General features: G+C 71.1%; 17 protein-coding genes. 10 read left to right on the top strand and 7 right to left on the bottom strand.

What is annotated here, in order from left to right; genetic code table 11:
• Window positions 1-150: 150 nt before the first annotated feature.
• From pflB to AB0C99_RS16810, 8 genes are all read left to right on the top strand, one after another.
• Window positions 151-2,430, top strand: coding sequence for a formate C-acetyltransferase (pflB, locus tag AB0C99_RS16845; RefSeq protein WP_362475498.1), 2,280 nt, complete (start codon window positions 151-153; stop codon window positions 2,428-2,430).
• A gap of 206 nt (window positions 2,431-2,636) precedes the next feature.
• Window positions 2,637-3,437: a pyruvate formate-lyase-activating protein gene (gene pflA / locus AB0C99_RS16840; RefSeq protein ID WP_362475497.1), complete on the top strand. Its 801-nt coding sequence runs from the start codon at window positions 2,637-2,639 to the stop codon at window positions 3,435-3,437.
• A gap of 205 nt (window positions 3,438-3,642) precedes the next feature.
• Window positions 3,643-4,779 carry an MFS transporter gene (locus tag AB0C99_RS16835; protein WP_362475522.1) on the top strand — a complete coding sequence of 379 codons (1,137 nt, stop codon included), beginning with the start codon at window positions 3,643-3,645 and terminating at the stop codon, window positions 4,777-4,779.
• Window positions 4,776-7,088 carry a molybdopterin oxidoreductase family protein gene (locus AB0C99_RS16830; protein WP_362475496.1) on the top strand — a complete coding sequence of 771 codons (2,313 nt, stop codon included), beginning with the start codon at window positions 4,776-4,778 and terminating at the stop codon, window positions 7,086-7,088. Before AB0C99_RS16835 ends, AB0C99_RS16830 begins: the two co-directional genes overlap by 4 nt.
• Window positions 7,089-7,096: 8 nt before the next feature.
• Complete coding sequence (locus AB0C99_RS16825) at window positions 7,097-7,696, top strand: 4Fe-4S dicluster domain-containing protein (protein ID WP_362475495.1); 600 nt, start codon at window positions 7,097-7,099, stop codon at window positions 7,694-7,696.
• Entirely contained in the window at window positions 7,693-8,373 is a 681-nt protein-coding gene (locus AB0C99_RS16820; protein WP_362475493.1) for a Rieske (2Fe-2S) protein, read from the top strand. The genes AB0C99_RS16825 and AB0C99_RS16820 overlap by 4 nt, the downstream gene beginning before the upstream one ends.
• On the top strand, window positions 8,370-8,771 hold the full coding sequence (locus AB0C99_RS16815; RefSeq protein WP_362475492.1) for a DUF6755 family protein: 402 nt from the start codon (window positions 8,370-8,372) through the stop codon (window positions 8,769-8,771). The genes AB0C99_RS16820 and AB0C99_RS16815 overlap by 4 nt, the downstream gene beginning before the upstream one ends.
• A 75-nt stretch (window positions 8,772-8,846) precedes the next feature.
• The gene (locus tag AB0C99_RS16810) at window positions 8,847-9,062 is read left to right on the top strand and encodes a hypothetical protein (protein WP_362475491.1); all 216 of its coding nucleotides are present in this window, start codon (window positions 8,847-8,849) and stop codon (window positions 9,060-9,062) included.
• 19 nt (window positions 9,063-9,081) lie between these two features.
• Here AB0C99_RS16810 and mscL read toward each other — a convergent pair whose 3' ends face one another.
• The 6 genes from mscL to AB0C99_RS16780 form a co-directional block, all read right to left on the bottom strand.
• Entirely contained in the window at window positions 9,082-9,570 is a 489-nt protein-coding gene (gene mscL / locus AB0C99_RS16805) for a large conductance mechanosensitive channel protein MscL (RefSeq protein ID WP_362475489.1), read from the bottom strand.
• Window positions 9,571-9,681: 111 nt separating this feature from the next.
• On the bottom strand, window positions 9,682-10,230 hold the full coding sequence (locus tag AB0C99_RS16800; RefSeq protein ID WP_362475488.1) for a hypothetical protein: 549 nt from the start codon (window positions 10,228-10,230) through the stop codon (window positions 9,682-9,684).
• 214 nt (window positions 10,231-10,444) lie between these two features.
• Window positions 10,445-11,287: an S-methyl-5'-thioadenosine phosphorylase gene (locus AB0C99_RS16795; RefSeq protein WP_362475487.1), complete on the bottom strand. Its 843-nt coding sequence runs from the start codon at window positions 11,285-11,287 to the stop codon at window positions 10,445-10,447.
• Between the two features lie 97 nt (window positions 11,288-11,384).
• A complete protein-coding gene (locus tag AB0C99_RS16790) occupies window positions 11,385-11,714 on the bottom strand; it encodes an FmdB family zinc ribbon protein (protein ID WP_362475485.1) in 330 nt (109 codons plus the stop codon).
• Window positions 11,715-11,782: 68 nt separating this feature from the next.
• Window positions 11,783-13,060, bottom strand: coding sequence for an MFS transporter (locus AB0C99_RS16785; protein ID WP_362475484.1), 1,278 nt, complete (start codon window positions 13,058-13,060; stop codon window positions 11,783-11,785).
• 249 nt (window positions 13,061-13,309) lie between these two features.
• Window positions 13,310-14,869: a potassium/proton antiporter gene (locus AB0C99_RS16780; protein WP_362475520.1), complete on the bottom strand. Its 1,560-nt coding sequence runs from the start codon at window positions 14,867-14,869 to the stop codon at window positions 13,310-13,312.
• Window positions 14,870-15,104: 235 nt separating this feature from the next.
• On the opposite strand from AB0C99_RS16780, the gene AB0C99_RS16775 reads away from it, so the two are divergent.
• Window positions 15,105-17,822, top strand: coding sequence for a penicillin acylase family protein (locus tag AB0C99_RS16775; protein ID WP_362475482.1), 2,718 nt, complete (start codon window positions 15,105-15,107; stop codon window positions 17,820-17,822).
• A 19-nt stretch (window positions 17,823-17,841) separates the two neighbouring features.
• On the opposite strand, the gene AB0C99_RS16770 is transcribed toward AB0C99_RS16775, so the two are convergent.
• Entirely contained in the window at window positions 17,842-18,405 is a 564-nt protein-coding gene (locus tag AB0C99_RS16770; RefSeq protein WP_362475481.1) for a 5-formyltetrahydrofolate cyclo-ligase, read from the bottom strand.
• 144 nt (window positions 18,406-18,549) lie between these two features.
• Here AB0C99_RS16770 and galU point away from each other — a divergent pair, with 144 nt between their 5' ends.
• A complete protein-coding gene (galU, locus tag AB0C99_RS16765) occupies window positions 18,550-19,449 on the top strand; it encodes a UTP--glucose-1-phosphate uridylyltransferase GalU (protein WP_362475479.1) in 900 nt (299 codons plus the stop codon).
• The last annotated feature ends 23 nt before the right edge of the window (window positions 19,450-19,472 follow it).

Here is a 19,472-nt window from a genome sequence, read left to right as displayed (position 1 = left end):
ACGAAAGACCCCGTCACGGCGGGGTCTTTCGCCGTACCCGGAACAGGACCTACGGCCATCGAGTGGTGACCATTGCCGCCCCCTTTGATCGATCAAACGGAGTGCAATGGAAGCAAGCAACGATGCGAAGTCGGAACGATCGAGAAGGCGGTGCGGGCAGTGACTGCGACTCCTGCGGAAGCGACGGTGAACGAGGGAGCCTGGAAGGGCTTCAAGGGCGGTCTCTGGCGCGACGCCATCGACGTCCGTGACTTCATCCAGCAGAACTACACGCCGTACGAGGGCGACGACACGTTCCTCGCCGGCCCCACCGAGCGGACCACCGCCGTGTGGAAGGCGATCACGGACAAGTTCCCGGAGGAGCGCGCGAAGGGCGTCTACGACGTCTCGTACGACATCCCGGCCACCATCACCGCCCACGCCCCCGGCTACATCGACCGGGACAAGGACCTGATCGTCGGTCTCCAGACGGACGCGCCGCTCAAGCGCGCGATCATGCCGTACGGCGGCTGGCGCATGGTCGCCGGCGCCCTGGAGACCTACGGCTACCCGGTCTCCGAGGACCTGGAGAAGGTCTTCACCGAGTACCGCAAGACCCACAACGCCGGTGTCTTCGACGCGTACACCCCCGAGATCCGCGCCGCCCGCAAGGCCGGCATCGTCACCGGTCTCCCGGACGCCTACGGCCGCGGCCGCATCATCGGCGACTACCGCCGCGTGGCCCTCTACGGCGTCGACCGCCTCATCGCGGTGAAGAAGGAGGAGAAGGAGGAGCTCAACGCCCTCCCCGCCGGTCACCGCTCCCTCGAGGAGACCATCCGGCTGCGCGAGGAGCTCTCCGAGCAGATGCGCGCCCTCGGCGAGCTGAAGGCCATGGCCGCCTCCTACGGCTACGACATCTCCGGCCCCGCCACCACGGGCCGCGAGGCCATCCAGTGGCTGTACTTCGCCTACCTGGCCGCCGTGAAGGAGCAGAACGGCGCGGCGATGTCGCTGGGCCGCACCTCGACCTTCGTCGACGTCTTCCTCCAGCGCGACCTCGAAGCCGGCCTCATCACCGAGGAGCAGGCCCAGGAGCTGGTCGACGACTTCATCATCAAGCTGCGCATCGTCCGCTTCCTGCGCACCCCCGAGTACGACGAGCTGTTCTCCGGCGACCCGACCTGGGTCACCGAGTCCATCGCCGGCATGGGCGAGGACGGGCGTCCGCTGGTCAGCAAGACCTCCTTCCGCTACCTCCAGACCCTGTACAACCTCGGCCCGGCCCCCGAGCCGAACATGACCGTCTTCTGGTCGCCGCAGCTCCCCCAGGGCTTCAAGGAGTTCTGCGCCAGGGTCTCCATCGACACCTCCTCGGTGCAGTACGAGTCGGACGAGCTGATGCGCCCGCGCTTCGGCGACGACACCGCCATCGCCTGCTGCGTCTCGGCGATGCCGGTCGGCAAGCAGATGCAGTTCTTCGGCGCCCGCGTGAACCTCGCCAAGACCCTCCTCTACGCGATCAACGGCGGTCGCGACGAGAAGTCCGGCGCGCAGGTCGGCCCCGCCACCGGTGCCATCACCGCGGACGTGCTCGACTACGACGAGCTCATGAGCAAGTTCGACGAGCAGATGGAGTGGCTGGCGGACGTCTACGTCCACGCCCTGAACGTCATCCACTACATGCACGACAAGTACGCCTACGAGCGTATCGAGATGGCGCTCCACGACCGCGACGTGCGCCGCACCATGGCCTGCGGCATCGCCGGCCTCTCGGTGGCCGCCGACTCGCTGGCCGCGGTGAAGTACGCCAAGGTCACCCCGGTGCGCGACGAGACCGGTCTGGCCACCGACTACACGATCGAGGGCGACTTCCCGGCGTACGGCAACAACGACGAGCGCGTCGACGAGATCGCCGTCTGGCTGGTCGAGGAGTTCATGAAGAAGGTGCGCAAGCACCCGACCTACCGCAACGCCGAGCACACCCAGTCCGTCCTGACGATCACCTCCAACGTCGTCTACGGCAAGAAGACCGGCAACACCCCCGACGGCCGCCGCGCCGGCGAGCCCTTCTCCCCGGGCGCCAACCCGATGAACGGCCGCGACACCCACGGCTACGTGGCCTCGGCCCTGTCGGTCGCCAAGCTCCCGTACGAGGACGCCGAGGACGGCATCTCGCTGACCAACACCGTCACCCCGGACGGCCTGGGCCGCACCCCCGAGGAGCGGATCAAGAACCTCGCCGGTGTCCTCGACGGCTACATGGCCAGCGACGGCTTCCACATGAACGTCAACGTCCTCAACCGGGACGTGCTGATGGACGCGATGGAGCACCCGGAGAACTACCCGCAGCTCACCATCCGGGTCTCCGGATACGCGGTGAACTTCGTCCGGCTCACCCGCGAGCAGCAGCTCGACGTGCTGAACCGCACCTTCCACGGGTCCCTGTGATCCCCGGGCCGGCCCTCACCGGCCGGCCCGCCCCAGACCGCGCGGCCCCGGGGCCCGAACCCTCGACCCTCAGCCGGGTCCCGGAGCCGCGCGCGATTCCCGACCCGGGCCGGCCCTCACCGGCCGGCCCGGCCGCACCACCGCTTCACCCCCGTACCTCCCCCGCACCACCTCTTCTTCCATCCGCCCGGACAGGAGGCCCTGCCATGGCCGTGCTCCTCGGCTCGGACATTCCGACCCTTCCCACCACCCTGGCCGCCGCGGCCACCCAGCGGCCCTCCGAGGGCTCCGTGCACTCCTGGGACCTGTCCACCGGCGTCGACGGCCCCGGCACCCGCTTCGTGACCTTCCTGTCGGGCTGCCCCCTCACGTGCCTGTACTGCCACAACCCCGACACCTGGCGGATGCGCAACGGCAAGCGCACCTCGGCCGACGACGTGATCGCGGAGGCGGGCAAGTACACCCGCTTCATCTCGGCGTCCGGCGGCGGGGCCACCGTCTCGGGCGGCGAACCCCTGCTCCAGCCCGTCTTCACCGGTGAGCTCCTGCACCGGATGAAGCACGAGCTCGGGCTGCACACCGCCCTGGACACCTCGGGCTTCCTGGGCGTGCGCGCCACCGACGCCCTGCTGCGCGACACCGACCTGGTCCTCCTCGACATCAAGTCCTGGGACCCGGAGACGTACAAGAAGGTGACCGGCCGGCCGCTGCGGCCGACGCTGGACTTCGCCCGGCGCCTCGCCGACCTCGGCCAGGAGGTCCACGTCCGCTTCGTGCTCGTCCCGGGGCTGACCGACGACCCCGCGAACGTCGAGGGAGTCGCCGCCTTCGCCGCAGGTCTCGGCAACGTCTCCCGCGTGGACGTCCTTCCCTTCCACAAGCTCGGCGAAGCGAAGTGGCAGGCACTCGCCAAGCCCTTCACCCTCCACGACACCCCGTCGCCGACCCCCGAGCAGGTCAAGGCCGTGCGCGAGGTCTTCCTCTCCCACGGGCTCTACGCCGTGTGAGGGACGGGCGGCGCGCTCTGACGTGCCGCTCCCGGGCAGCCGGGTGGACGCTCACCCGGCTGCATGGCAAAACAGGACAAACGCGGATCACCCGCCCTACGGTGACCGCGTGACCGAGCCACCGCAGGCACCCGCCGAGCCGCCCCAGGCCGCCGCCGGACCGCCGACCGCCCCCGCCGCCCCGCCGCCGCAGACCCCCGCCCAGGTGCGCCGCCGCGCGAGCCTCGCGGGGGTCGTCGTCTCCCTCCTGCTGATCCTCGCGATCGTGCTGGGCAGCCGGCTGCTCCGCGACTTCGACTCGGCCCTCCTGCCGTACGCGGTCGCCACGGTCTTCCTCGCCTTCGGCATCGCCTACCGCTACACCGTGTGGATCTCCGCGCCCGGCGCCCGGCGCCTGTTCCGGCAGGGCTGGAGCGCCTTCTTCTCCGTCGAGAACTTCCGCCGGGCGCCCACCGCCCTGCCCCGGATGATCGCCACCTACCTCGGCTTCCAGAAGTTCCTCGGCGCCCGCTCGCACGCCCGCTGGGCCGCCCACCAGCTCATCTTCTGGGGCTGCGTGCTCGCCGCCCTGATCACCTTCCCGCTCACCTGGGGCTGGTTCACCTTCACCTCGTCCACCGGCTCGGGCCCCGGCTACGAGATGCGGATCTGGGGCTTCAAGGTCCTCGGCTTCGACTCGCTGAACCTCATCGGCTGGCTGATGTTCCACGGCCTGGACATCGCCGCCGTCCTCGTCATCCCCGGCGCCTCCTACTTCCTCTGGCGCCGCATGAGGGACCGAGGCGCCATCACCGGACAGCGCTTCGCCTACGACCTGATCCCGCTGATCGCCCTCATCGTGATCTCGGTGACCGGCCTGCTGCTCACCTTCTCCTCGATCTTCCTGCACGGCGGCGGCTACCAGTTCCTGGCGATCCTCCACATGGTCTCCGTGGTCTTCACCCTGATCTACATCCCCTTCGGGAAGTTCTTCCACATCGTGCAGCGCCCGGCGGCGGTCGGGATGCAGCTGTTCAAATACACGGCCCGGCAGAAGGCGGCGGCGAGCCCGGACGAGGTCGCGGCCATGGAAGCGGTGGCGGCCGGCACGGGCGCCACGACGGCGGTGGAGACGGCGGCGGAGGCGGCCGGCCCGGGCGGGCCCGCGGGCGCGGAGGACGGCCTCCTCGCCTGCCGCCGCTGCGGCGAGCCCATCGACGCCGCCCCCTACGTCGAGAACCTCAAGGGCACCATGCGCGACCTCCGCCTCGACTTCGACGACTGGGCCGAGTACTGCCCCCGCTGCAAGCGCGTCCTGCGCGGCAACGCCTACCTCACCCACGTCAAGAAGGGCTACAAGTGACGCACGCGCAGGCCGGGCAGCCGCTCCCCATCGACCCCTCGGTCGCCCCGCCCGGCACCCGGAACTTCCGCGACGCCGGAGGCATCCCCGCCGACCGCTGGCACGCCGACCAGAACGGCGAGACCCTCGTCCCCACCCACTGCTGCTTCTGCGGCGTCCAGTGCGGCATGTATCTGCGGGTCGACCACTCCGGGAAGGTCTTCGGCGTCGAGCCCCGCAACCACGACATCAACCGCATGCGGCTCTGCCCCAAGGGCATCAACGCCTACCAGCAGGTCAACCACCCCGACCGGCTCACCGCTCCGCTGATGCGCCGCAGCCGCGACGAGGACTTCCGCGAGGCGAGCTGGGAGGAGGCACTCGACTTCACCGTCTCCGAGATCCGCCGCATCCAGGAGGAGCACGGCAACGACGCCTTCGGCCTGCTCGGCGGCGCCAGCCTCTTCTCCGAGAAGACCTACCTCGTCGGCAAGTTCGCCCGGGTCGCCCTGAAGACCCGGCACGTCGACTACAACGGGCGCCTGTGCATGGTCTCCGCCGCCGGCGCCAACAAGCTCGCCTTCGGCATCGACCGGGCCGGCAACCCCTTCTCCGACATCCTCCTCACCGACTGCCTGCTGATCGCCGGCTCCAACGTCGGCGAATGCTTCCCCGTGATGACCCAGTACCTCTGGGGCGCCCGGGACCGGGGCGCCACCCTGATCGTCGTCGACCCGCGCGAGACCCCCATCGCCCGCACCGCCGACGTCCACGTCGCCCTCAAGCCCGGCACCGACTCCGCCTTCTTCAACGCCGTCCTCCACGTCGTCGTCGCCGAGGGCCTCACCGACGAGGCGTACCTGGCCGCGCACGCCACCGGCTGGGACGAGGTCAAGCGGACCGTCGCCGACTACCCGCCCGCCCGCTCGGCCGAGATCTGCGGCGTCCCCGAGGAGCAGATCCGCCAGGTCGCCCGCATGTTCGCCGGCGCGGACCGGGCCATGGCCTGGCACGCCCGAGGCGTCGAACACCACTCCCAGGGCGTCGAGAACTGCCTGTCGATCATCAACCTCTGCGTCGCCGCCGGACACATCGGCCGCCCCGGCGCCGGCTACGGCACCATCACCGGCCAGGGCAACGGCCAGGGCGGCCGCGAGCACGGCCAGAAGTCCGACATGCTCCCCGGCGGCCGGAACATCTCCAACCCCGAACACCGCCGCCAGATCTGCGAGATCTGGGGCATCGACGAGGCCGAACTGCCCCCGGCCGGAACCTCCATGATGGAGATGGTCTGGCAGATGCAGCGCCGCGAGATCCGCGGCCTCATCGGCATCTGCAACAACCCCTTCGTCTCCCTCCCGAACTACGCCACCGTCAAGGACGGCTACGACACCGCCGAGTTCCACGCCCAGTTCGACTTCTTCCTCTCCGAGACCGCGGCCAACGCCCACGTCGTCTTCCCCGTCACCGTCTGGGCCGAGGACGAAGGCGTCATGGCCAACGCCGAGGCCCGCGTCGTCAAGCACAACAAGGCCCAGGAACCCCCCGCCGGCGTCCGCACCGACACCTGGGTCATCTGCGAACTCGCCAAGCGCCTCGGCGTCGCCGACAAGTTCGACTTCCCCGACTCGCGCTCCGTCTTCGAGGAACTGCGCGTCGCCTCCGCCGGCACGGTCAACGACTACTACGGCATCACCTACGAGCGGCTGGAGGAGACCGGCGGCATCGCCTGGCCCTGCCCCGACACCCGGCACCCCGGCACCCCCCGCCTCTTCGAGGACGGCCGGACCTACCACCCCGACGGCAAGATCCACCTCCAGGTCGTCGAATGGCACCCGCCCATGGACCCCTACAGCGAGGAATACCCCCTCTCCCTGACCACCGGGCGCACCGTCGCCCACTTCCTCTCCGGCAACCAGACCCGCCGCCTGGGCGCCCTCGTCGAACAGACCCCCCGCCCCTGGGTCGAGGTCCACCCCGCCCTCGGCTTCCGCAACGGCGACCCGGTCCGCGTCGTCACCCGCCGCGGCAGCGAGGTCTTCCCCGCCCTGGTCACCGAGGCCATCCGCCCCGACACCCTCTTCATCCCGTACCACTGGCCCGTGCCCACCTCGGCCAACGCGCTGACCATCGACGCCCTCGACCCGCGCTCCAAGATCCCCGAGTACAAGGTCTGCGCCGCCCGCGTCGAGCCGGCCGAGCGCGTCGACGAGGTCCCCGCGCCCCCCACCGCCCCCGGACAGGTCGCCTACCCGGAGACCCAGGTCTCCCGCGACGACCCCCTGCCCCCCTCGGCCCCCCAGGGCCGAGGCACCTCGGAGAGGAGCTGACACAGCACATGATGGGCCGCACCATCTTCATCGACCCCGGCCGCTGCATCGGCTGCCAGGCATGTGTCTCCGCCTGCCGCGAATGCGACTCGCACCGCGGCAAGTCGATGATCCACCTCGACTACCCCGACGAGGGGCGCTCCGTCGCCTCCCTTCCCACCGTCTGCATGCACTGCGAGGACCCGGTCGCCCCCTGCGCCGAGGTCTGCCCCGCCGACGCCATCCTCGTCACCGCCGACGGCGTCGTGCAGCAGGCCGACACCAGCCGCTGCATCGGCTGCGCCAACTGCGTCAACGCCTGCCCCTTCGGCGTCCCGAAGATCGACCTCCAGGCGAAGCTGCAGATGAAGTGCAACCTCTGCTACGACCGCACCGCCTACGGCCTCGCCCCCATGTGCGCCACCGTCTGCCCCACCGGCGCCCTCTTCTACGGCACCCTCGAAGAGCTGCGCGCCGAACGCCCCGGCGTCCAGGTCGCCGACTCCTTCACCTTCGGCGCCACCACCGTCTCCACCGGCGTGGCGATGGTCGTCCCCGCCGACAAGGTCCGGTGGCCGGTCCCCGGCGGTCTGCCCATCGTCGAAGTCAACGGAGTGGACGTCCGATGAGCCTCACCGAACAGCCCCCCGACCCCGGCCCCGACGCACCCGACGCCGAAGCCCCCGACGCCGCCCAGGCCGCCCTCCGCGACCGGATCTCGGCCGACTCCCTCACCACCCGCCGCGACTACCTGCGGATCGTCGCCACCGTCTCCGGCGGCCTCGCCGTCGGCGGCATCGGCGTCGCCTCCGGCATCCTGCACCGCCACGGCGACAGCGACGGACCCCCCGAACCGAAGAAGATCGCCGACTCGCTCCCGCCCGGCGAGTCGATCGCCTTCCGCTACCCGGAGGAGGAGGACCGGGCCGTCGCCATCCGCCTCGCGGACGGCACCCTGGCCGGCTACTCCGCCGTCTGCACCCACCTGGCCTGCGCCGTGCTCTGGCGCAAGGACCGGGGGAGCGAGGGCGAGCTGTACTGCCCCTGTCACGAGGGGATCTTCGACGCCCGCACCGGCGAGGTGACCGCGGGCCCGCCGCCCCGGCCCCTGCCCAAGGTCCTCCTCGTCGAGGGCACCGACGGCAGCGTCTGGGCCGTCGGCACCACACGCTCCGGCGAGAGCGTCCAGGAAGGGCTCTGCCGCCAGCTGGGCGAGGACCGTCCCGGACTCGCGGGCCGCCTCGGCTGCCCCGGCGCCGGCGGCAGCCCCCTCGACAGCACCCTGGAGAGGAGCCGCCGGACATGACCGACACCCCCTTCCCCCAGGACCCGGCCGCCCCGGGCCCCCCACCGGAGCCCCCGCCCGCCTACACCCCCGGGAGCGCCCAGCCGCGCCTCAACCGCCCGGTCCACGAGCGCTACCCCCAGATCCGCCCCACCAGCGGCTACGGCGACCCCCGGATCCGGAACACCGGCCCCGGCCCGGGCGCCGGGAGCGAGCAGGAACCCGAACGCTCCTCGAAGCTCACCGCCCGCCTGGTGCTGGCCCTCACCGTCGTCGTGGGCCAGCTGTGGGGGCTGACGGTCGTCGTGGACGAGTGGATGGCCGGCGACACCGGCACCGCCTGGTGGGGAGCGGGCTTCCTCGTCCTGTCGTTCCTCGTGGTCCTCGGACTGTGGCGGCTCGACCCGAAGGACCGCTGACCCGGCCCCGTCCCCGCCCCGTGAGGCCCCCGGACGGCCCGGTACGGGGCGGGGACCCCGGCGTACCCTGAAGACATGAGCACCGCCTCCGACCCCGGACCGCGCGCAGCGAAGCAGTCCGACTCGCGACCCGATCCCCGGCCCAGGCCGGCGCTGATCTTCGACGATCCGCTGGACCAGCAGTCCGCGGACGACACGGACCGGGGCTGGGGCGAGCGGCCTCCGGCCGGCGGCGACAGCGCCGCCGACCTCGCGCGCTTCCTCGACGAGAAGCCGCCGCACCACCTCTGACTCCGGCGCGGGCCGTCGGTCAGGAGGCGGGGTGCGCCCCGGTGCCCGCGCCGGAGGACGGACCCCGCTGCGCGACCAGCGTGTCGCGGATCTCCTTGAGGACCTCCAGCTCGCTGATCTCCATGGTCTCCTGGACGCCTTCCTTCGCCTTCTCGTGCGCGGCGCGCTTGGCCAGCACCTTGGCCATCGGCAGCACCATCAGGAAGTAGACGACGGCCGCGGTGATGATGAAGCTGAGGATGGCGCTGAGGACCAGGCCCCACTCCAGCTGGATGCCCTGCATCTCGCCGTTCACGATCTTGCACGGGGCCTTGAGACAGGACTTGTAGCTCTCCAGGTCCTTGGTGCCGAAGGCGCCGACGATCGGGTTGATGATGCCCTTCACCACCGAGTTCACGATGTTGGTGAACGCGGCACCGATGACGACCGCCACGGCCAGGTCGATGACATTGCCCCGCATGAGGAAGGCTTTGAAGCCCTCCAGCACGCTTTCCTTCTTCGCGCTCACCGTGGTGCCCTTCGTCTTGTGTGCAGTGTGCGGAGTCATTACGCCGCGATCGACGCAGAGGCGTCCAATCCGTACACACGGGACGGTGACTTGACAGGCGGTCAGTTCGAATTAGCACACGGTCACCGCCAGTTGGGAGGTCATGCCCGCACCGGCGAGCTCGGCCGCCGTCGACCGGGGAACGGACAGGACCACCAACGCCCCGCCGTCCGAAGGGGTCCCGCCCGGGTCCGGCACGTCGGCCACCCGGACACCCGAGGCCACGACCCGCGCCTCGCCCGACCGCCCCGCCGCGCCCGGTGACATCCCCGGCGCGGCGATCACGTCCACCCGGTCGCCGGGCCGCAGCAGCCGCACGGTCTCCGCGTCGGCGATCCGCACCGGGGCCGACACCAGAGGCAGGACGGGCGGCCGGTGCCGCTCCTGCGCCGGGGGCCGGGGCGGCGGTGGGGCGGCCAGGTCGTCGGCCCCGGCCGCGCCGGCCGCCGCCAGCGTCGCGGCCGTCAGGGCCAGCACCGCGGCGGGGGCCAGGCGCCTGCGTTGCAGGGCCCGCCGCAGCCGGAGCCGCCCGCCGCGCACCCGCAGCGGATCGAACGCGGGCACGCCGCACGGCGCGGGGACCGAGGCGCGGGTGTGGGGGAGACAGGAGTCGGGGTTCATCGCGGATACCGCCCGTCGTGACGTGAGCCGTCCGCCGGACCGTCCGGCGAACCGCTCTCACCATCCCGCCCCCGCCGGGATCCCGCTCCGGGCTGTGGACGAGCGGGCCGCTGTGGACAACTTCCTCACCCCCGCGGGCGATTGCCGCGGCGCGACGGCGTCGGCGACGCTTGAGCGAGTCCGGTCCCGCGGCGTTCCCCACCCCGCCGCGAGGTCAGGACAGCTCGATCCCCAGGTCCCACCCATCGTGGGCCCGGGTGCACAGGCAGTCCCGGTCGGTCGTCGCGGGGAGCGCGCCCACCGCGTCGAAGAGCACCTCGCGCAGCCGGCCCACGTTCTCGCCGAACACCCGCAGGACCTCGGAGTGTGAGACGCCGTCCCCCGTCTCCGCGCCGGCGTCCAGATCCGTCACCAGTGCCAAGGAGGTGTAGCAGAGTCCCAGTTCCCGGGCGAGTACGGCCTCGGGGTGGCCGGTCATGCCGACGATCGACCAACCTGCGGCCGCGTGCCACCGCGACTCGGCGCGGGTGGAGAAGCGCGGCCCCTCGACGACGACCAGCGTGCCGCCGTCGACGGGTTCCCAGCCCCGTCCCCGGGCGGCCTTGAGGGCGACCCTGCGCCCGTCGGGGCAGTAGGGGTCGGCGAAGGTCACGTGGACCACGTTCGAGACGGCCCCGTCCGGGCGTGGCTCCCCGTCGAAGTAGGTCTGCGCGCGGGCCTTCGTCCGGTCGACCAGCTGGTCGGGCACGACGAGGGTGCCGGGGCCGAACTCCTCGCGCAGACCGCCCACCGCGCAGGGCCCGAGGACCTGCCGGACGCCGACCGAGCGCAGGGCCCAGAGGTTGGCGCGGTAGTTGATCCGGTGCGGCGGCACGCTGTGGCCGCGGCCGTGCCGGGGAAGGAAGGCGACCCGCCGGCCGGCGAGCTCGCCGAGGAAGAGGGAGTCGCTGGGACTGCCGTACGGGGTGTCGACCGGCACCTCGGTCACATCGTCCAGGAAGGAGTAGAACCCCGAACCGCCGATCACACCGATGTCCGCGAACACGTCGCTCGTCATGGCGGTCACCCTAGCCGCAGGCCGCCAGAAGAAACGCCCGGGCAAACGCGAAATGCCCTGCCGAAGGTGATCGGCAGGGCAGCGCGGGAAAGGGGGATCAGGCCGCCGAAGTGGAGCTCGACGAGGCCGCCGGCTTCGAGTCCGAGGAGGACGAAGTCGAGGGGGTCGAGGTCGACGAAGAAGACGACGACGAGGTGGAGGACGACGACGAAGAGGACTTCGACGCGGCCGGCGAGCTGCTGGACGACGAGCCGCGGCTGTCGTTCCGGTAGAAGCCGGAGCCCTTGAACACGATGCCGACGGCCGAGAACACCTTCTTCAGGCGTCCCTTGCAGTTCGGGCACTCGGTCAGAGCGTCATCCGTGAACTTCTGCACCGCCTCGAGGCCCTCGCCGCACTCGGTGCACTGGTACTGGTAGGTCGGCACTTGTCTTCCTCCTGGCACTCACACTCATCGAGTGCTAACGACGATCCATAGTGACGTATTCCGCCGGTTCAGTCCACCGTCACGGGAACTCGGTGACCGATGCCACGCGCGGCGACGCGGCCCGCGGCGCGCGGCCGGAGCCGGGAGCGCAGCGTGATCAGGGTGATGAGGGCGAGCACGGTGCCCGCCATCGGCACCAGGAAACCGGTGCTCGCGCCGTGGGCGTCGGCCAGCCGGCCGGCGACGGTGACGGCGGCGGCCTGGCCGAGCGCGACCGCGCCGGTGAGCCAGGTGAACGCCTCGGTGCGGGACGAGGCCGGGACCAGGGTCTCGACGATCGTGTAGGCGGTGATCAGGGCCGGGGCGATGCACAGACCGACGATCAGGCCGAGCGCTCCGAGCAGCAGCACGGAGTGCGTGGTCCACAGGAGGGAGGCGGCGATGGTGAGACCGATGTAGCCGAAGATCAGCCGGCGGCGCGGGCCCATCTTCCAGGCGACGGCGCCCATGGCGATGCCGGCGAGCATGTTGCCGGCGGCGAAGACGCCGTACAGCAGACCGTTGGCGCCGGGGTTGCCGATCTCCTGGCTGAAGGCCGTGAGGGAGACCTGCATCCCGCCGAAGACCGAGCCGATGCCGAGGAGGGCGACGGCCAGGACCCGGACACCCGGGATGGACAGGGCCGAGCGGTGCGGCTCGCCGTCCGTGAGGCCGGCGGCGGCCGCGCCGAAGGCGGGCTGGGTGCTGCGCTGGGCGGCGAAGAACAGGCCGCCGATCAGGGTGAGGGTGGCCTCGGCGATCAGGCCGGCGGCCGGGTGCACGCCGGTGCACAGGGCGGTGGCGAGGACCGGGCCGACGACGAAGGTGAACTCGTCGGTGACCGATTCGAAGGCCGCCGCGGTCGACATCAGGGGCGTGCCGTCCAGCTTGGCGGCCCAGCGGGCCCGGACCATGGGTCCGACCTGCGGGACGGAGGCACCGGCGGGGACGGCCGCCAGGAACAGGGCCCACATCGGGGCGCCGGCCAGGGCCAGCACGACGAGGAGGGAGACCGAGGCGGTGTGGACGAGCACACCGGGGATCAGGACGGCCCGCTGGCCGAAGCGGTCGGCCAGCTTGCCGGTCTGGGGGGCGAACAGCGCCATGGAGACGCCGGTCACGGCGGCTACGGCACCCGCGCTGCCGTAGGAGCCGGTGGTGTGCTGGACGAGCAGCACGATGCCGATGGTCAGCATCGCGAAGGGCTGCCTGGCCGCGAAGCCGGGCAGTACGAAGGAGAGAGCCCCCGGAGTGCGAAGCAGCGCGCCGTATCCGGGCCGCTTCTCGGAGACGACCGTGGACTCCACGGTCCATGCCTTTCCGCCGCCTGGTAGCGGGCCCGTGCACGGGTGGTGCGGGTATCGCCGAGAGCTGTCCTCTTGCGCGGAACTGCGGTAGATACCTGGCCCCACGTTGGTGGAAGGGCGCTGGCCGCCATACGGTCGCGCCAGCTCTGCGTCAGGCAGAGTTGGTTCGATCAAGTGTGCCTTCATGGTACAGGGAAGGGCGCCCTCCCGCCTGGGAAAGCGCCCTCAGGCCCGAATTAATGCCTGGGATTAACCGGATGTTCGCCGGAACGGGTTGGGAAACGCGCCTCGGGGGCGGTCCGGGGCTGCGATGGCGGTGGCACCGCCGGTGCCCAGCCAGCCGGCCAGCTTGCCGCCCTGGCCGACCGCGCGCAGCCGGCGCTCGGTGGCGTCCCGTACGGGGTCGGTGGCGACCACCAGGAGCTCGTCCCCGCGGCGCAGCACGGTGGCGGGGCCGGGGACGAAGCTGGCGTCCTCGCGGACGACCAGGGTGACGGCGGCGCCGGCCGGGAGCCGGAGCTCGGCGACCTCGACGCCGTGCATCTTGGACTTCTCCGGGATGGCGACGGAGAGCAGGTGGCCGCGCAGCCGCTCCAGGGGCGCGGACTCGACGCCGAGGTCGGCGGCCTCGGCCGAGTCGCCCAGCTTGAGGGCCTTGGCCAGCCAGGGCAGGGTCGGGCCCTGGACCAGGGTGTAGACGACCACGAGCACGAAGACGATGTTGAAGATCCGCTCGCTGCCCTCGATCCCCGAGACCATCGGGATGGTGGCGAGGATGATCGGCACCGCTCCGCGCAGGCCGGCCCAGGACATCAGGGCCTGCTCCTGCCAGGGGATGCGGAAGGGGAGGAGGCTGACGAAGACCTCCATGGGGCGGGCGACCATGGTGAGGACGAGGCCGATGATCACGGCCGGCCAGAAGTCGTTGCCGAGCTCGTGCGGGGTGACGAGCAGGCCGAGCAGGACGAACATGCCGATCTGGGCGATCCAGCCGAGGCCCTCGGCGAAGCCCCGGTTGGCGGGGGCGTGCGGGAGCTTGGCGTTGCCGAGCACCATCGAGGCCAGGTAGACGGCGAGGAAGCCGGAGCCGTGGGCCATGGCGCCGGCGGCGTAGGCGACGACCGCGATGGCCATGACGGCGATCGGGTAGAGGCCGGAGGCGGGCAGCGCGACGTGCCGCAGTCCGTAGGCGCCGAGGAAGCCGACGGCGAGGCCGACGGCGACGCCGATGGCGAGTTCCAGGGCGATCTCGCCGACCAGCAGGTACCAGGCGTCGACGGGGCCGGCGGTGGAGAAGGCGACGACGAGGATGACGACGGGGGCGTCGTTGAAGCCGGACTCGGCCTCCAGGACGCCGGTGACCCGGGAGGGCAGCGGCACCTTCCGGAGCACGGAGAAGACGGCGGCGGCGTCGGTGGAGGAGACGACGGCGCCGATGATGAGGGCCTGCTGCCATTCCAGGCCGACGAGGTAGTGCGCGGCCGAGGCCGTGATGCCCACGCTCACCGCGACGCCGACGGTCGACAGCACGACCGCCGCGGGCAACGCGGGTTTGATCTCCTTCCACTTGGTGCCCAGGCCGCCCTCGGCCAGGATCACCACGAGTGCGGCATAGCCGATCACCTGGGTCAGTTCGGCGTTGTCGAAGGCGACGTTGCCGATGCCGTCCTGCCCCATGGCGACCCCGATCCCGAGATAGAGCAGGAGGCTGGGGAGCCCGCTCCGGGAGGAGATCCGCACCGCCGCGACAGCGATGAGCAGTACGAGCGAGCAGATGAGCAGGAGTTCGTTGAGCTGGTGGACAGTCAGTGGCCGATCCTTCCCCTCACGCGCAGCTGGATCGTTCCTCCAGCGCCGGTACTTCGTTACCTTACCTAATCTTTAACGCTTTCTTGACGCCTCCTTGGTGTTACATCGCACAACCGTGCGTATAAGTACGGTTCTCCTCACGGCTGTCTTCCTGACACCGCGTCCAGGGCTTCCGGACGCTGCGCCTAAGGTTGCTCCCGTACTCCAGGACCACCCTGCCCCTCGAAGGACAGCGATGCCCTCCAACACGACCGCGCCCCCCGCCAAGAAGAAGGGGCGGCGTGCCCGCCTGATCGTCCTCGTCCTGGTCCTCGCGCTGGTCGCGGGTGTCGGCTACGGGGCGTACTGGGGCGTGAGCACCGTCCGGGGCTCGTTCCCGCAGACCACGGGCACCCTCCGGATCGACAAGCTCTCCGGACCGGTGGAGGTGAAGCGCGACGCTTACGGCGTCCCGCAGATCTACGCCGACAACGAGGCCGACCTCTTCCGCGCCCAGGGCTATGTCCAGGCGCAGGACCGCTTCTACGAGATGGACGTCCGCCGCCACATGACGGCCGGCCGCCTCTCCGAGATGTTCGGCAAGAGCCAGGTCGACACCGACGCCTTCCTGCGGACGCTCGGCTGGCGGCAGGTCGCGCAGGAGGAGTACGACAAGGTCCTGTCGGCGGACACCAAGAAGAACCTCCAGGCGTACGCCGAGGGCGTCAACGCCTACCTCAAGGACCGGGACCCCTCGGACATCTCCGTCGAGTACGCGGCGCTGGCCTTCACCGGCGACTACACGATCGAGCCGTGGAGCCCGGTCGACTCGGTGGCCTGGCTCAAGGCGATGGCCTGGGACCTGCGCGGCAACATGCAGGACGAGATCGACCGTTCGCTGATGGCCAGCCGGCTCACCCCGCAGCAGATCAAGGACCTCTACCCGGGCTACCCGTACGAGATCCACCAGCCGATCCTCACGCAGGGCGCCGTCGACAAGGCCACCGGGAAGTTCGACCCGAAGGCCGAGGCGCACGGCACGGACGGCGGCTCCAGCGGCGCCGACGCGCTCGGCGGCACCCAGACGCAGCTCGCCAGGCTCTCCGACGCCCTCGACGAGATCCCCGCGCTGCTCGGCCCCAACGGCAACGGCATCGGCTCGAACTCCTGGGTCGTCTCCGGGAAGTACACGACCTCCGGCAAGCCGCTGCTCGCCAACGACCCGCACCTCGCGCCGATGCTGCCCTCGCTCTGGTACCAGATGGGCCTGCACTGCCGTTCCGTCTCGGCGACCTGCCGTTACGACGTCGCCGGCTACGGCTTCTCCGGCACCCCCGGCGTGATCATCGGCCACAACGACTCCATCGCCTGGGGCTTCACCAACCTCGGCGCCGACGTCACCGACCTCTACCTGGAGAAGATCGGCGAGCAGGGCTACACGGTCGACGGCAAGGTCAAGCCGTTCCGCACCCGCGAGGAGACCATCAAGGTCGCCGGCGGCGGCGACCGCACCATCACGGTCCGCTCCACCGAGCACGGCCCGCTGGTCTCCGACCGCTCCACCGAGCTGGAGAAGGTCGGCCAGAGCGCCCCCGTCGGCAACGCCGCCCCCGACCGCGGCACCGGTTACGGCGTCGCGCTGCGCTGGACCGCGCTCCAGCCCGGCAAGTCGATGGACGCCGTCTTCGAGCTCAACCGCGCCAAGGACTTCACGAGCTTCCGCGCCGCGGCCAAGGACTTCGAGGTCCCGTCGCAGAACCTGATCTACGCCGACACCGAGGGCCACATCGGCTACCAGGCGCCCGGCAAGATCCCGGTCCGCGGCAAGGGCGACGGCACCCTGCCCGCGCCCGGCTGGGACTCCTCGTACGACTGGAAGGGCTACATCCCCTTCAACGAGCTGCCCTACGAGTACGACCCGGCGCGCGGCTACATCGTGACCGCCAACCAGGCCGTCGTCGACGAGAAGAAGTACCCCTACCTGCTCACCAAGGACTGGGGCTACGGCTCGCGCAGCCAGCGGATCAACGACCTCATCGAGTCGAAGATCAAGGACGGCGGCAAGATCTCGCCGGACGACATGCAGACCATGCAGATGGACAACCGCAGCGAGATCGCGACCCTGCTGAACCCGCTGCTGCTGAAGATCGACGTCGCCGACCCGCAGGTCCGCGAGGCGCAGAAGCTGCTGGAGGGCTGGGACTACACCCAGGAGCCCGACTCGGCCGCCGCCGCGTACTTCAACGCGGTCTGGCGCAACGTCCTCAAGCTGGCCTTCGGCAACAAGCTGCCCAAGGAGCTGCGCGTCGAGGGCGACTGCATCAACGTGCGCCGCTCCGACGCGACCGGCCCGGTCGACGAGCAGAACAAGCTGGTCCGCGAGTGCGGCGAGCGCGACGCCGACTCGGCGCAGCCGGACGGCGGCGACCGCTGGTACGAGGTGGTCCGCCCGCTGCTCAAGCAGGACGGGAACGAGTGGTGGAAGACGCCGGGCGACCGGCTGAACGCCCCCACCGAGACCCGCGACCAGCTGCTCGCGCAGGCCATGAAGGACGCCCGCTGGGAGCTGACGGCCAAGCTCGGCAAGGACGTCTCGACCTGGAGCTGGGGCCGGCTGCACCAGCTGACGCTCAAGAACCAGACCCTCGGCACCGCGGGCCCCGGCCTCGTGCAGCAGCTCCTCAACCGCGGCCCGTGGAACCTGGGCGGCGGCGAGGCGGCCGTCAACGCCACCGGCTGGAACGCGGCCGGCGGCTACGACGTCATCTGGGTGCCGTCGATGCGGATGGTCGTCAACGTCGGCGACTGGGACAAGTCCCGGTGGATCAACCTCACCGGCGCCTCCGGCCACGCCTTCAACAGCCACTACACGGACCAGACCGACAAGTGGGTCAAGGGCGAGCTGCTGGACTGGGCGTACGGGAAGGCGGCGGTCGACGCCGCCACCCAGGACACCCTGACGCTCCAGCCCTAGGGCCGGAGCGCGGGGGGTGTCAGGGCGCGAAGCGCCGGACGCCCTCCGGGGTGACCACCGCGTGCACGGGGTGGTCGTGCGGTTCCTCCGGGACCCGCGCGACCACCTCGTTCGCGTAGAGGAGGACGACGAGCGGCGGGCGCGCCCCCGCGCGGGCGAGCCGGGCGAGGACGCGGTCGTACGAACCGCCGCCGCGGCCGAGCCGCATCCCGCGCGCGTCGACGGCGAGCCCCGGCAGGAGCACCGCGTCGGCCGCGCACACGGCGTCGGGGCCGAGGCGTCCGCCGACCGGTTCGAGCAGCCCCCGGCCGGCCTTGGCGAGCCGCTCGGGGCCCTCGTACGCGGCCCAGTCGAGGTCGTTGTCGGGCAGCAGCACGGGCAGCAGGACGCGTACGCCCCGCGCGCGCAGCGCGTCCAGGAGGGCGCGCGTGCCCGGTTCGCGCCCCACCGAGACGTACGCGGCGACGGTGCCGGCCCCGGCGAGCTCGGCGAGCTCCAGCGCGGAGTCCGCCAGGGCCTCGGCGGCCCGCGCGGTGTAGTCGGGGGTCAGGGCGGCGCGGGCGCCCAGGAGGGCGCGGCGCAAGACGGTCTTCTCGGACGGTTCCGTATCCGGATCCTGGCTCAACGCGGCTCGAATTCCTCTTGTATCGGGTGGTAGCGGTACGAGGTTGAAGAAGCTCACGGGATGCTCATCTTCCTCCCATACCGAACGGCTAGGGTGCAGCGCATGACTCAGACGCCGTCCCTCACCAAGGCTGTCATCCCGGCCGCCGGTCTCGGCACCCGGTTCCTCCCGGCGACCAAGGCGACGCCCAAGGAGATGCTTCCGGTCGTGGACAAACCGGCGATCCAGTACGTCGTCGAGGAGGCCGTCGCGGCCGGGCTCTCGGACGTGTTGATGATCACCGGCCGCAACAAGCGGCCCCTGGAGGACCACTTCGACCGGAACTACGAGCTGGAGGAGGCGCTGAGCCGCAAGGGCGACGAGCAGCGCCTGGCGAAGGTGCAGGAGTCCAGCGACCTGGCGACCATGCACTACGTGCGCCAGGGCGACCCGCGCGGGCTCGGCCACGCGGTGCTGTGCGCGCAGCCGCACGTGGGCGACGAGCCGTTCGCCGTGCTCCTGGGCGACGACCTGATCGACCCGCGCGACCCGCTGCTCGCGCGGATGGTCGAGGTGCGGGAGCGGTTCGGCGGCAGCGTGGTGGCGCTGATGGAGGTCGAGCCCTCGCAGGTCCACCTCTACGGCTGCGCGGCGGTCGGCCCGACGGGCGAGTCGGACGTGGTGAAGGTGTCGGGCCTGGTGGAGAAGCCGGACCCGGCGGAGGCGCCCAGCAACTACGCGGTCATCGGCCGCTATGTCCTCGATCCGGCCGTCTTCGGGATACTGCGGGAGACCGAGCCGGGCCGCGGCGGGGAGATCCAGCTCACCGACGCGCTGCAGAAGCTGGCCCAGGACGAGCGGGCCGGCGGTCCGGTGCACGGCGTGGTCTTCAAGGGCCGGCGGTACGACACCGGGGACCGCGGCGACTATCTGCGTGCCATTGTCAGACTGGCGTGCGAACGTGAAGATCTGGGACCGGACTTCCGGACCTGGCTCCGCAGGTACGTCAACGAGGAGATGTAGCACCGTGAGCAGCAGTACGGCAC

Source organism: Streptomyces sp. NPDC048659, from assembly GCF_040650575.1.
Classification (GTDB): Bacteria; Actinomycetota; Actinomycetes; order Streptomycetales; family Streptomycetaceae; genus Streptomyces.
Note: the sequence above shows the minus strand (reverse complement) of the source record. Positions and strands in the feature narration are given on the sequence as shown.

Bases quoted from the DNA above. Each gene is read 5' to 3' on its own strand.
- pflA (WP_362475497.1), top strand. From the start codon at position 2,637: ATGGCCGTGCTCCTCGGCTCGGACATTCCGACCCTTCCCACCACCCTG.
- AB0C99_RS16825 (WP_362475495.1), top strand. From the start codon at position 7,097: ATGATGGGCCGCACCATCTTCATCGACCCCGGCCGCTGCATCGGCTGC.
- AB0C99_RS16820 (WP_362475493.1), top strand. From the start codon at position 7,693: ATGAGCCTCACCGAACAGCCCCCCGACCCCGGCCCCGACGCACCCGAC.
- AB0C99_RS16815 (WP_362475492.1), top strand. From the start codon at position 8,370: ATGACCGACACCCCCTTCCCCCAGGACCCGGCCGCCCCGGGCCCCCCA.
- AB0C99_RS16810 (WP_362475491.1), top strand. From the start codon at position 8,847: ATGAGCACCGCCTCCGACCCCGGACCGCGCGCAGCGAAGCAGTCCGAC.
- AB0C99_RS16800 (WP_362475488.1), bottom strand. From the start codon at position 10,230: ATGAACCCCGACTCCTGTCTCCCCCACACCCGCGCCTCGGTCCCCGCG.
- AB0C99_RS16795 (WP_362475487.1), bottom strand. From the start codon at position 11,287: ATGACGAGCGACGTGTTCGCGGACATCGGTGTGATCGGCGGTTCGGGG.
- AB0C99_RS16775 (WP_362475482.1), top strand. From the start codon at position 15,105: ATGCCCTCCAACACGACCGCGCCCCCCGCCAAGAAGAAGGGGCGGCGT.
- galU (WP_362475479.1), top strand. From the start codon at position 18,550: ATGACTCAGACGCCGTCCCTCACCAAGGCTGTCATCCCGGCCGCCGGT.